Below are 13,384 nucleotides of genomic sequence, written 5' to 3'. Positions count from 1 at the left end.
GTCAGAACATGTAGCGCACGGCGTAGAACCCGCCGAAAAGCAGCACGATGAAGAGGGTGAACAGGATGCCGAGATACTTCTCGACGAAGAGCCGGATCGGCTCGCCGATCCAGTAGAGGAGGCCCGCGACGAGGAAGAATCGAAACCCCCGGCCAACGATGCTTATCACGATCAACAGTGCCAGATTGAAGCCTGTCGCACCGGAAAAGATTGTCAGCACCTTGTAGGGAAATGGCGTGACGGCGCCGAACAGGATCGCCCAGCCGCCCCATGGTGAATTGTAGAGCGCGCGCATCTCCTCGAACGCATCGGATTTGCCATAGAAGTTCAGGATCGGCTGGCCGATCGCCTCGTAGAGAAACATGCCGATCGCGTAGCCCAGCAGCGCGCCTGCGACCGAGGCGACGGTGCAGATGGTTGCAATCCGCAGCCATTTGCGCCGGTCGGCGAGGACCATCGGGATCAACAGCACGTCAGGCGGTATCGGAAAAAACGAGCTTTCGGCAAAGGAGACCGTAGCGAGACCCTTTTCGGCATGCCGGGTCGCGGCGATCGACATCGTCCAGTCATAGAGGCGGCGGAGCATGAACGTCCTGGTTCGGCTGGCAACGGAGCGGAGCGGGCGCGCAGACGGCATCGACCGCGCGCCGCACCAATGCCGCGAGAACGCGGCAAAAGCAAGTTGACGCCCGGCAGTCGATTTGTATAGTCCGGCTGCCGCTCCGCGCTCGGCAAGAACGGGCGTGGGCAGGGCCCCTGTGGCGGAATTGGTAGACGCGCTCGACTCAAAATCGAGTTCCGCAAGGAGTGCTGGTTCGATCCCGGCCAGGGGCACCAAAGGCACTTTTCAAGCTGTTTGAAACAGTTCCAATTAGAAGACTAATGGTTTGATTTTCGATGTTTTTCTTGGGCCATTACCGCCTGCTTCTATCCACTCCGTTCCATCCAAATCCACCCAATCCCGCTTGATCTGCAGTAGCTTTTGGATGCAGTTACTGCTTGTGTGGCCATGTTACTGCGTCAGGGGCTTGAGGAAATGGCAATCAGTGAATTGGCGATTCGCAAGGCGAAGGGTCGGGATAAGCCGTACCGGATTTCCGATGAAAAGGGGCTCTATGCAATTGTCCGTCCGAACGGGGCGGTTTGGTGGCGCTATGACTATGGAGTCGGCGGAAAGAGGAAGACCCTGTCGCTAGGGACCTATCCCAAGGTGAAGCTGCGTGAGGCGCGTGACGCTCGGGACGCGGCAGCCGAACTCGTCGGCAAGGGGATCGACCCTTCGGAAGTCCGCAAGCGGGAAGCCGATGAAACAGAAGCCGTGGTGCGAAACACTTTCGGCGCCTTGGCGGACGAGTACATCGAGCGTCTTAAGGCTGAGGGACGGACGGAAAAGACCCTCGCTAAGAACTCGTGGTATCTGAAGCGTCTGGCCATCGACCTCAACGACAAGCCGATTACTCAAGTCTCAGCCGCCGACATATTGGCGACCATTCGACACGTCGAGGCGAGCGGGCGCATCGACACTGCCCATCGGGTACGCTCCGCCATCAGCGCCGTTTTCCGGATGGCGGTCTCCACTCTGAGGGCAGATACGGATCCGACTTTCGCATTGAAGGGGGCGCTGCGATCTAACATCAGCACACCCCAAGCGGCGATCACGGATGAGGCTAAATTTGGTGGGCTTCTACGGTCGGTCGATGAATACGACGGCTGGGTGACGCTGCGAGCAGCTTTGCAGATCATGGCACTCTGCTACCCTCGGCGCCCATCGAACTTCGGAAGGCGGAATGGTCGCACATCGATTTTGACAGAAAGGAATGGCTGATGCCGGCGCCCCACACGAAGATGCGCCGCGATTTTGTGATCCCTCTCTCCCGGCAGGCGGTGTCGATTCTGAAAGACATCGGCGAGTTTTCGGGTAAGGCGCGGCTCGTTTTCCCGTCTATCCGGAATCTTGAACGACCACTGTCAGAGAACGCTATGAACTCTGCGCTGCGCCGCATGGGTTACGACAAGCATGAGCATACGTCCCATGGGTTTCGTTCCAGTGCCAGCACCATTCTCAACGGACGTCGATATCATAGCGACGTCATTGAAGCCTCGTTGGCACACCTGGACCCGAACGTCGTCAGGCGGACCTACAACCGTTATTCGTATTGGGACGAGCGGGTCCAGATGGCTCAGGAATGGGCCGACATTTGCGACGAACTCAGGTCCAAGAAGCCCCGTCGCGACAACAGTGATCTCGTCTAGGCTGGGGGCGAAGAGTTTCCACTGATTGCTTAGGTCCCATAGGGCTGCTTTGCGCCCCCATTGTCGCCATTCGCATCCAGGATTGGAGATCCTGAAAGCTGTCGTTTGGTCTGGACGCTCACAGGAACTTCTCCGCCAACTCGCGCTTGCCGCGGGGATCAACGTGCGTGATTCTGCGATCCTCGGGATAGTAGAAGCCGGTTACGTAGAGGTCGAACCTTCCGATCTCCACACGCACCGAGATCTCATGATTGTCGTTCCAGGTGTCCCTGAGCGACGCCTTGCACGTCTCGCCCCGCAGATCGAAGTCGAATGATGCGCTCTCTCCATCCCAGTTTGCGACGGCGGTTCGGATGAGCGTCTCGCTGATCGCATCACGCTTCTTCTGAGAGAGCATCTCAAGCGAGGACTCCTTGATCGGGCCGAACATGCCACTGGCGTTCATGGCCTCCAATATCTTGCGCATGTGCACGCCGGTGTGCTGGTTCACGAAAAGAGACGATCGCGATCCATGAGGACTGCCAAGTAAGAGCGAGCGGATGTTCCACCAGGTCTCAGCCACCTTCGCGCCGGTGGCTTCGGCGGCTGAGAGCTGCACAAACCAGGCCAGGGCGTCCCTGCTCCTGATGGTGCCGTCGGCCTCCAGCTCGACGTTAACGGCCACCACGACGACCGGATGGGCGCTGTCCGCATAGAGCGGCTGCTCTAGCCGATAGGCATCTAGGGCCGGCACCCCTCGCACCGCCTCCACGAGTCTGTCAGCTCCTTCGTCGGAATAGGGGCAGGTCACGAAACCCCTCACGAATTCCGTTGTATGGTCTGCCTCCGCATATGTCGCCACCTGAGAGAGGCTGCCGATATGCTCCGAGCCATGTCGAGTGGGAGCGGTAAGGATCGGATGCCAATCCGGGTAACCGTCGACCGCATTGCCCAGCTCCTCGATCAGATTCTCGACTGCACGCCGGCCTGTCTCAGGATCCTTCAGGTTCTTCGTGAGGTAGTTGAGCGCCTTAGCGTTCTGCTGCGCGGCGACGGTAGGTGCGCGAAATTCCATGATTGATCCACCTTACGCAAAAAGTATATGTTACGTGAATAGATCAATTCACGTTGTGTTGCAAGCGATAGCTGCGCGGGCGCTTTCATCTAACGACATGCGGTCATTCTTCGGCTAAAACTCTGCGCTGGGAGGATGAGAATGCAGATAGTGCGGGCCAGAATTGAGAACTTCCGTCTTTTGCGGGATGTCGTAGTTGGGTTCGAGCAACGTACAACGCTCATCGTCGGACGGAACAACAGCGGGAAGACTTCGATCGCGGAGCTGTTCCGGCGGCTCCTATCCGGCGGTAGTCTGGCGTTCCGGCTCGAGGACTTCTCTCTCGGGTGCCAGGAGAGCTTCTGGCAGGCGCTGCAGGCCTACCGCGCCGACCCGCAGGCCGCCGATGTCCTAGGACAGCTGCCGTCGATCCGGTTGGTTCTCGACATCGGATACGACACGGATGCGCCGGATCTCGGACCGCTGGGCAACTGCATCATCGACCTAAACGACGACTGTCACGAGGCCCGCCTGGAGTTTCGTTTCGGCCCGAAGGCGACGGCGCCCGAGGCTTTCTTCGCCGACCACCTGATACCGCTCGATGACGCCGCAGACGACCGGTCCCGCTTGTTTCGGAACCTAAGCCAACGGCTCCCGTCCGCCTATGCAGGGACGCTTGAGGCCGTCGATCCCAACGACGCCACCAACCGCAAGTTGCTCGAAACCAAATTGCTCACGACGCTGATCGGAGGCGGCTTCATCAACGCGCAGCGTGGTCTCGACGACGACACCATCCGCGAACGCGACGTCCTCGGCAAAGTTGTCGAGGTGCTGTTTCAGTCGGCTTTGACGGACGACATCAACCCGGACAGGCGGACGACCGCAGAGCAACTTAAGGACGTGGTGGAGGCAATTCAGGGCGACGTCCACAACAGCTTCAATTCTGGTCTGACCTCGTTGCTGCCCACGTTCGATTTGTTTGGATACCCCGGTCTTTCAGATCCTGGGCTTGTGACCGAGACGAGCTTCGACGTGAACAAGCTCCTCAAGGACCACACGAGGGTTAGGTATCGCGGCGTCAACGGCATGACTTTGCCTGAGACCTACAACGGGCTGGGGACGAGGAACCTCGTTTATATGCTCCTTCAGCTGCTGCGCTTCTTCCGCGAGTATCAGGCGGCACCGACGTCGGCTGGCATCCACCTCATCTTCATAGAGGAGCCCGAGGCGCACCTTCATCCGCAGATGCAGGAGGTTTTCATCCGGCAGCTCGAGCGTGTCGCGGCCGCGTTCGTGGCGCAGCTGAATGCTGATCGGCCGTGGCCGGTGCAGTTCGTTGTGACGACACATTCCCCGCACATGGCGAACGAGGCGCGGTTCGAGAGCCTCCGCTACTTCCTCTCCATTCCCGATGGCGAGGGCATGCGCAGTTCGGTCGTGAAGGATCTGCGTCAGGGCATGGCGGGCGCCGAGCCCGCGGTGCGCGAATTCCTTCACCAATATCTCACGCTCTCACGCTGTGACCTGTTCTTCGCCGACAAGGCGATCCTGATTGAGGGCACGTCGGAGCGGCTCCTGCTTCCCTCCATGATCCGCAAGACTGACGAGGCAGCAGCCGGGCAGCCGCAGCTCAGCAGCCAATACCTGACCGTGATGGAGGTCGGCGGTGCGTACGCGCACCGGTTCTACGACCTTCTCAACTTCCTCGAGTTGCGCACGCTTGTAATCACCGACATCGACTCCGTGGCTCCCAATGCCAGTGACAAGCGCGTGGCGGTCCCCGTGGCGCATGGGACTTTTACCAGCAACGCGTGCATCAAGGATTGGTTCTCGCCCGAAGTGTCCCCGGCGCAGCTTCTGGCGAAGACGGCGGACGAGAAGATCAGCGCCGGCAGGCGCCTTGCCTATCAAATCCCTGAGGAGGATGGCGGACCCTCCGCCCGCAGTTTCGAGGACGCGTTCATCCTCGCTAACGCGGAGCTGTTCGAACTTGGCGAGGGGGATCGAGCGAATCTCGCCTATGAGCATGCGGCCGAACAGAAGAAGTCTAGCTTCGCCCTAGAACACGCGATCGAGAGCACGGCTTGGAGGACACCCAGATACATCGCCGAAGGTCTGCGGTGGCTCGCCGAAGGAAATCCCGCTCCGGTTCTACCGCCCGAGGCGGTGGCAGAGGAGCTAGTCGCCGAGGTGATCGAGGTTGAAGTTGCCGACGGCGGACAGCCCGCCCATGGCTGATGGAGAGAGCCCAGCCGACGCCGCCGGCCGCGTAGCTTTGGAGCGCGTCTTCACTTGTTTCGACCACGGTCGCAGCTTCCGTCTCGAGGCCGGCGCCGGTGCGGGCAAGACCTACTCGCTGGAGAAGGCACTCCGCAGGCTTCTCGCGCTGCGTGGTACCGAGCTCCTTCGTAACCGGCAGCAGATCGGCTGCATAACTTTCACGAACATCGCGAAGGACGAGATCACGTCCCGCGTCCAGGCGCATCCCGCGGTACGACCAGAAACGATCCACGGCTTCTGCTGGTCCCTGCTGCAGGACTTCCAGCCAGAGCTCCGTGCGCTGGTGCCGACGCTAGGGGGCTGGACCGATCGGCTCGCCGACGCGGATGTCGCCGATATCGGTGTCCGTATCATCCAATATGAACTGGGCTATCCCCGTGTAACCGAAACGGAAGTGTCGTTGCGGCACGAGGACGTGCTCACGCTCATGACCGCGCTCCTCGCACGGCCCAAGTTCCGGGCCGTGATGACCGCGCGCTATCCCATTCTGCTGATCGATGAGTATCAGGACACCGACGCCGGCTTCGTGGATGCCTTGAAGCAGTACTTCCTCGACTCAGGCACCGGCCCTGTCGTGGGCCTCTTCGGCGATCACTGGCAAAAGATCTACGGCGAGGGATGCGGGGCGGTTGAGCACGCCGCGCTTGAGGTCATAGACAAGAACGCCAACTTCCGGTCGGCCGGGCCTATCGTCTCGATGCTCAACCGCATGAGGCCTGCGCTTCCACAGATTCCCAGCGACGCCGACGTGCGCGGCGAGGCGCGGCTCTTCCATACCAACGCCTGGCAGGGGCAGCGCCGCACAGGCCAGGGAGGCGGGCACTGGACCGGAGATACGAGCGCCGAGGCGGCCCGCGCCTACTTCGACCATCTCAAGGCCAGACTCATCGGCGAAGGCTGGGATTTCTCGGTCGAGCGGACGAAGATCCTGATGCTCAGCCACAGCGTCCTCGCACGGGAACAGGGCTATCCAACGATCCAGCAAATCTACAGTCAGTACAACGACGCGTGGCTGAAGAAGGAGGATCCGCACATCAAGTTCCTTGCGGATCAGGTGGAGCCCGCGTGCGCCGCCTTCCAAGCGCAGCGCTACGGCGAGATGTTCGGATGTCTCGACGCCGGTCGGCCCAACATCCGTCGTCATCAGGACAAGGCGGTTTGGTCCCAGTCCTTCCAGGAGCTCATCGAGCTTAGGCAGACGGCGACAATTGGGCAGGTAATCGACTTCATGAGGGCGCAGGCGCACATGCGCGTTCCCGAGGCGGTCGTCGACCGCGAGAATCGGCTTGCCGCCGTGGGAGCGGATCCGGTTGAAGGCGAGCCGCGCCGGGTAACCCAGTTGCGGAAGCTTCGCGAGGTGCCCTATGCGGAGCTCATCGCCGTGGACGCCTTCATCGACGGCCACACGCCGTTCGCGACGAAGCATGGCGTCAAGGGTGCCGAGTTCGAGAACGTCATTGTCATCGTCGGCCGCGGCTGGAACAAGTATAACTTCGCTCAGATGCTGGAATGGATGGATCCCGGGCCTCCTGAGGACAGGGCGGCCTTCTTTGAGAGCAACCGCAACCTGTTTTACGTGGCATGTTCGCGTCCGAAGAGGAGGCTGGCTCTCCTGTTCACGCAGGTGCTCGGCGCGGCAGCGTTGGGGAAGGTCAGCGAGCTTTTTGGTGAGGAGAACGTGATCGCCTTGCCGGCTGACCCGAACGCGGCCTGACTGACTTCATACGGCCACCGACCGTCCAATCGGGCCTGATCCGTTCGCGGCCTTGTAAGTAGTGGTGAATTGCCCTCACATTCATCCAATTGTGGTAGGGCTCCGAGAGCGAGGCACCTATTCAGTCAGAGGGGGAATGAGCTTGACGAGCTTTAAGTTTCTGCACGCCGCTGACATCCATCTCGACAGCCCCTTACACGGCTTGTCGAGATACGAGGGCCTACCGGTCGACGAGATCCGCTCAGCGACGCGCGCGGCGTTCGACAACCTGGTGCAGTGCGCGATCGACGAGGACGTTGACTTCGTGGTTATCGCCGGGGACCTGTTCGATGGCGACTGGCGCGACATGGGGACCGGTCTATACTTCGCGAAAGCGATGGGCCGCCTAGACCAAGCCGGTATTCCAGCGTTCCTGCTGGCCGGCAACCATGACGCTGCCTCCGTGATCTCGCGCACGGTCCCCTGGCCGCCGAACGTCCGGCTGTTCGGATCGCGGCGGCCCGAGACTCATCGCCTTCCCGAGCTTTCCGTCGCGGTCCATGGCCAGAGCTTTTCGACGCCGGCGGTCACCGAAAACCTTGTGCTGGCCTACCCGCCGGCCGAGCCGCATGCGTTCAACATAGGTATGCTCCACACAGCGCTGGCCGGTCGACCGGGACATGTCGGCTATGCGCCATGTACCGTCGAGGAGTTGAAATCTCGGGGCTATGATTATTGGGCGCTCGGCCACGTCCACGAGTTCGAGGTGGTCAGCACCGAGCCCCACGTAATTTTCCCGGGCAACGTGCAAGGGCGAACCATCAGAGAGATCGGAGCCAAGGGCGCGGTCCTGGTTGCAGTTGACGACGGCGAGGTTGCCTCTGTCGAGCGGATCGAGCTCGACGTTATCCGATGGGTACGTCTCGACGTGAACTGCGCCGGAGCGCGAATGGATGAGGTCGGGGATCTGCTGCGCTCTGCACTCGTGGGGCTTCACGGCGCGAACGCATCGGGTCGGCCGCTAATCGCGCGCCTCACGCTGGGCGGCGAGACGGTCGAGGCGGGCGCGCTCCATGATAGTGCCGCGACGCTGCGCGACGATGTCCGCGCGATCGCGTCCTCGATATCCCCGGATCTGTTCGTCGAGAAGGTCCGGGTCGAAGTTACCGAGCCGGCGCGCACGGGCCTCGTCGTCAGCGACGACCTGGGCACCATGATCGACGAGGCGGCGAGCGACCCGGACCTCATCAATGCGCTGAGCCACGACCTCGAGCGCTTCATGCTGGCGGCTAGCACGTCCCTCGGCGATCCCGACGAGGGCGAACTTCGACTCGCCGCCGCCCGCGGCGACTGGTCGGGCGTCCTGCGCACCGCGTCGACCGCGTTGCGGTCGCGCCTCACGGCGGAGGGCTAACCATGCGCTTCTCACGCCTATCGCTCGAGCGCTATGGGCGCTTTGAGGACTGCGAACTGAACTTCCGCCCGGGCACTCCGGATCTCCACGTCATCTATGGCGAGAACGAGGCGGGCAAGACGACGTCGCTGGCGGCTGTCTCCGACCTGCTGTTCGGGTTCCCCGTCCGCTCGCCGTACAACTTCCTCTTCGACTATTCCCTGCTCCGCGTCGGTGCGGTGCTGGAGGATGGCGGGACGACGTTTGCCTGCCGCCGAAAGAAGGGTACCAGCGGCACACTGCTTGGTGTCGACGACATCCCGATCGACGAGGCTCCACTCGCTGCGATGTTGCGTGGCCAAACCCGGGATACCTTCGGCCTATCCTTCAGTCTCGATCAGGAGGTTCTCCGCTCTGGCGGAAAGGCGATGGTGGAGGCCAAGAACGACGTCGGGCGGACGCTCTTCGCCGCCGGCTCCGGGCTGACCGGCCTATCCGACGAATTGCGGCGCTTGGAGGCGGAGGCCGACGCCATATGGGGGCCGACCAACCGCGGGAGCCGCACGTTCACGGTGGCCCAGCGTCAGCTCGCAGAATCCACGCGGTTGGTTCGTGACGACGCATTGAAGCCGAAGGCGTGGTCGGACGCGCGGGCCGCCACCGAGCGGACCCGCGAGGCGCTAGAGGCCGCGCGCCGCGATCGTGACGCGGTGCAGGCGGAATCGCGGGCCGCCGAGCGCGTTCGACGCCTCGCACCGCTCGTTCGTCGGCGCGAAGAGCAGACCATGGCGCTCGTTGGATATGACGGTGTCGTCGACCTGGGCCGGCAGCGTGAAACGGCTGCGGAGGAACTAGTGCGCGAGGCCGAAGAGGCAGTGCGGGCGATATCGGCCGCGGAGGGGCTTCGGGCCGACATCGCCGACCGCCGCGCTGCGGTGTCGACTGACCCACAGGTGGTGGGCGTCGCCGATCAGATCGATCGCTTGGTCGCCGATGCGGGTGCCGAAGTGAAGGCGAAGCGCGACCTCGTTGGCCTTGAGGCTGAGCATGCCGATGCCGCGGCGACGGTCCGTCGGCTTCGCGCCGAGGCCGGCCGGAACGCCGACGCGACGCCTCAACGCGAGCTGGCGGCCCGGCTGCGCGAACTCGCCCGCGTGGACAGCGAGCAGCGCCTGGCCATGCGTCAGGTCGAGGACGACCGGCGGCGCGTCGAGGATCGGCGTGGCCGTGCGGCGGCGGCGCTCGGCGCGACAATCATCAGCGACGCGGTCGATGCGCTGACCTCCGCCGTCGATCACGCGCGTGCGCTCGGAGCCGATGTCGACGCACGCTGCGATGCGTTGCGGGCCAAGCTGGACGGTGCAACGCGCCGGGCCGACGACGCCCTCGCGCGGCTCGCACCCTGGACGGGCGACGGGGACGCGTTGGCCTGCCTCGCAAGGGTTGACGACAGCGAGGTTCACGAAGCGCGCGACGCACTGGCGGCGCTGGTGGCTGAGGTCCGCCGGGAGGAGGAGGCAGCGCAGCGAGCCTCGGACCAGTCGGCTGCCGCCGCATTGGAAATCTCTCAATCGGCGACCGGCACCGCGGTGTCGTCCGAGGACATGGCTGAGGTGCGGACCGAGCGTGACCGTCTGTGGCGGCCGCTGCGCGAGCATTTGCTGAATGGCGCGGCCTTGCCGGCACCCGCTGAAGCCATTGCGGGATACGAGTCGAGCGTAGCGGCGGCGGACGACCGCGCTGATGCGCGGTTCGCCAGCGCAGATGCCTCGGGCAGGTTATCGCTGCTCGAGCAGACGCGAGCGTCGCACGGCCTCGCTGAATGCCAGGCGGTAGCTCGCGCACAGTCAGCGCGGACCCGTCACGAGGAGGTGCTGGCCGGCTGGATGCGACGGCTTGCCGATGTATGCCTACCGACGCTCGAGCCCGGCAGGTTCTACTCCTGGCAGGCGAACCGCGACGTCGCTGAGGCGGCACAGGCCGAGGTGCGCAACCTGATAGCGGATGTCGAGCTGTCCGGCGCCAGGCGCGACGCCGCCCGGGTGGCGATGAGTGCGGCACTCGGCGTCGCGGACGGAGGCGGTCCGATCGCGCCCGTGCTCGCCAAGGCGGAGAGGCGCCGCGCGGAATTCGAGGACGTCGCCCGGAAGCGGCTCCTGGCACAAGCCGAACTCGACCAACTCCACGTCGAGACGGCGGCGCTTGATTACAGGCAGAGGGCGGCCGAGGACGCGCTGGATGCGAACGGCGATGCGTGGCGCGCAGCGTTGACCGAGGCAGGTCTGGACATTGACGTGTTGGCCTGTTCGGCGGTGCTCGACCTGCTCGACGAGTTGCGCGAGGCGACGGCGTATGAGGCGTCGCTGCGGCGGCGTATCGAGGGCATCGGCCGGGACACGCGCGAGCATGCGGCGGCGGTGGGCCAGCTTGCCGATGCGATCGGCGTCCCGGCGGGGGAGGTTCAGGAACGCCTGCGCTCACTTCGCGATCGGCTCGCGGCTGCGCGGAGCGCCGAGACGCTGAACGGATCCTTGGACGACGAGGACAAGCGCCGCCATGGCGAGCTTCAGGAGGCGCAAGCCAAGCTCAAAGCGACCGAGGAGGTCCTGGCGACGCTGCTCGCCAAGACATGTTCGGCGGACAGGGTCGCGCTCGGCGCGGCGATCGAGCGGTCGCGGGCCAAGCGCGGGTTGGTCGATGAGGTCGCCGCGACCGAGCGCACGATCTTGGAGGCAGGCGACGGCCTCAGACTCGACGATCTGCTGGAGGCCGTCGGCGAGGCCGATCCCGACCATGTTGCTGCGCAACTGGAGTCACTCGGCTCCCGGCTCGAAGAGCTTAACGCCGCGGTCGACGAGGCTGCTACCGCGCATGGCGATGCACGGGCGACGTTCGCCGCCCTTGATACCGATAGGACCTCCGCAGTAGACGCGGCTGCCGATGCCGAGCAGGCCCGTTCCGAGTTGGAGGTGCTAGCGGAGGACTACATTCTGAAGCGGGCTCAGGCCGTGACGCTTAAGTGGGCGATCGAGAAGTATCGAGAGCGGCATCAGGATCCGTTGCTCCTGCGGGCGGGCGAGCTTTTCTCGACGCTCACCACAGGGCGTTACACTACGCTCAAGGTGGATACTGACGCTCCCAGCCCGCGACTTCTGGGCATGCGCGACGACATGCGGACCATGGTCGAAGTTGACGCGATGAGCGAGGGCACCACCGACCAGCTTTTCCTCGCGCTGCGGCTGGCCGCGCTTGAGCAGTCTGTTGCGGCAGGGGTCGGCTTGCCGTTCCTCGCAGACGACCTCTTCGTGAACTTCGACGACCGGCGCGCTGAGGCAGGCTTCCGTGTCCTCGCTGAGGTCGCCCGGACCACACAGGTGCTGTTCTTCACGCACCATCCGCACCTAGTCCAGATCGCGAAGTCCGTGGTTGGCGCCGAGCTTCATTCGGAATGCGCTCTCTTGTGATCCACGGGGCGATGTGACGCGGGAGGATGACGCCACTGTCCTCTTCGGTCTGGACCCCCGATCCTCGTTCGAGGACGTGGAGGCGATTGCGGTTTGAAGATCGGGCGGCCGTCCGGAGAACGAGCAGGAGAGTGGCAATACGCGATCTCTAAGCAATGCGGATTGACGATCCACCCGCATAGACAACAGTCCGACTCTGGGGGCTTCGTGCAGCTGAGTAGCCGGCTCTGGATCATCCGGGAACTTAGAACCAGCTCAACGAACGGCGGCTTTCCCGGCATCGATAACCAAAGCCTGCCATTCCGCTTCCGGCCCCTGAGCGGCAGTATATTGGGACGTTTCTCTCTCGGCCAATCAAGGCCAAGGAGAAAGTCAAATGGGCCATTCTCAATTCGATGATGCTATCCGCGAGCGAGCGGCTTGGAACGCCGGAAAGAAGGTCGGCACCAAGCGTCCGTTCACCCAGAAGCAAATCTGGGCAATTCGCTTTTTCCTCGATCGCGAGAGACGCGTTCGGTACAGAGCGCTGTTTGATCTGGCAATCGACAGCAAGCTTCGCGGCTGCGACCTGGTCAAGATCAGGATTCGCGATGTAGTCGCCGGATCAGAGGTAAGGACTCGCGCGACGGTGGTTCAGCAGAAGACCGGTCGACCCGTCCAGTTCGAGATTACCAGCGACGTGAGAGCCAGCCTTCTGGTTTGGCTTGAACGACGTGGAGGGTCGATCGAGGACTATGCATTCCCGAGCCGGGTTGATCACACCCGCCACATGAGCACGAGGCAATACGCGCGTCTGGTCGACGAATGGGTGACCGCGATTGGACTGCGTCCGGAAGAGTATGGCACGCACTCGCTCCGACGCACCAAGGCGTCGATGATCTACAGGGCGACGGGCAACATCCGCGCCATCCAGATCTTACTTGGTCACTCCAAGATCGAGAAAACGGTGCGCTATCTTGGCGTCGGCGTGGAGGACGCGCTCCTCTTGGCTGAGCGAACCGAGATCTGACGTTTGAGCGGCCATCCAACGCGGTGTGGATGGCCGCTTTCGACTCGCGGCATACCGAGTTGCTCCGACCATCATGGGGTGGACAGCGGGATATCTGCTTCCGGGCGGCGGACTGGGAAAAGGGCCATTCAGGTGGTCGTTGAGCTTCGAGCGCAAAATGGCGATGCCATGCTTGATATCTGGAATGAAGCATCCATTTACCATCCACAGGGATGGTTGAGGGCTGGCAATGAAAAATGTGACGGGTATACGGGAGCGC

General features: G+C 62.9%; 9 protein-coding genes and 1 tRNA gene. 8 read left to right on the top strand and 2 right to left on the bottom strand.

The annotated features are described in order from the left end of the window. Window position 1: 1 nt before the first annotated feature. On the bottom strand, window positions 2–586 hold the full coding sequence (locus CN673_RS07575) for a YqaA family protein (RefSeq protein WP_099866078.1): 585 nt from the start codon (window positions 584–586) through the stop codon (window positions 2–4). Window positions 587–752: 166 nt separating this feature from the next. On the opposite strand from CN673_RS07575, the gene CN673_RS07570 reads away from it, so the two are divergent. The 3 genes from CN673_RS07570 (at window position 753) to CN673_RS07560 (ending at window position 2,253) form a co-directional block, all read left to right on the top strand. After that, a tRNA-Leu gene (locus CN673_RS07570) sits at window positions 753–837 on the top strand. 172 nt (window positions 838–1,009) lie between these two features. Next, window positions 1,010–1,825, top strand: coding sequence for a tyrosine-type recombinase/integrase (locus CN673_RS07565; RefSeq protein ID WP_099865676.1), 816 nt, complete (start codon window positions 1,010–1,012; stop codon window positions 1,823–1,825). Then, window positions 1,825–2,253 carry a tyrosine-type recombinase/integrase gene (locus CN673_RS07560; RefSeq protein ID WP_198585941.1) on the top strand — a complete coding sequence of 143 codons (429 nt, stop codon included), beginning with the start codon at window positions 1,825–1,827 and terminating at the stop codon, window positions 2,251–2,253. Before CN673_RS07565 ends, CN673_RS07560 begins: the two co-directional genes overlap by 1 nt. Before the next feature lie 118 nt (window positions 2,254–2,371). Here the strand turns inward: CN673_RS07560 and CN673_RS07555 are convergent, their stop codons facing one another. Next, a complete protein-coding gene (locus CN673_RS07555) occupies window positions 2,372–3,307 on the bottom strand; it encodes a hypothetical protein (RefSeq protein ID WP_099865674.1) in 936 nt (311 codons plus the stop codon). A 141-nt stretch (window positions 3,308–3,448) separates the two neighbouring features. Between CN673_RS07555 and CN673_RS07550 the strand changes: the two genes are divergently transcribed. The 5 genes from CN673_RS07550 (at window position 3,449) to CN673_RS07530 (ending at window position 13,125) form a co-directional block, all read left to right on the top strand. Continuing rightward, window positions 3,449–5,524: an ATP-dependent nuclease gene (locus CN673_RS07550; protein WP_099866077.1), complete on the top strand. Its 2,076-nt coding sequence runs from the start codon at window positions 3,449–3,451 to the stop codon at window positions 5,522–5,524. After that, window positions 5,517–7,280 carry a UvrD-helicase domain-containing protein gene (locus CN673_RS07545; protein ID WP_099865673.1) on the top strand — a complete coding sequence of 588 codons (1,764 nt, stop codon included), beginning with the start codon at window positions 5,517–5,519 and terminating at the stop codon, window positions 7,278–7,280. Before CN673_RS07550 ends, CN673_RS07545 begins: the two co-directional genes overlap by 8 nt. 142 nt (window positions 7,281–7,422) lie before the next feature. Continuing rightward, the gene (locus CN673_RS07540; RefSeq protein WP_198585940.1) at window positions 7,423–8,673 is read left to right on the top strand and encodes a metallophosphoesterase family protein; all 1,251 of its coding nucleotides are present in this window, start codon (window positions 7,423–7,425) and stop codon (window positions 8,671–8,673) included. Between the two features lie 2 nt (window positions 8,674–8,675). Then, window positions 8,676–12,116 (top strand): ATP-binding protein, encoded by a 3,441-nt coding sequence (locus CN673_RS07535; RefSeq protein ID WP_099865672.1) that lies wholly within the window; start codon window positions 8,676–8,678, stop codon window positions 12,114–12,116. Between the two features lie 376 nt (window positions 12,117–12,492). Next, complete coding sequence (locus CN673_RS07530) at window positions 12,493–13,125, top strand: tyrosine-type recombinase/integrase (protein ID WP_099865671.1); 633 nt, start codon at window positions 12,493–12,495, stop codon at window positions 13,123–13,125. Window positions 13,126–13,384: the final 259 nt, after the last annotated feature.

The sequence above is a fragment of the Neopararhizobium haloflavum genome (assembly GCF_002750855.1).
In the GTDB taxonomy this organism is placed as follows: Bacteria; Pseudomonadota; Alphaproteobacteria; order Rhizobiales; family Rhizobiaceae; genus Georhizobium; species Georhizobium haloflavum.
This window is presented reverse-complemented; position numbering and strand designations above follow the sequence as displayed.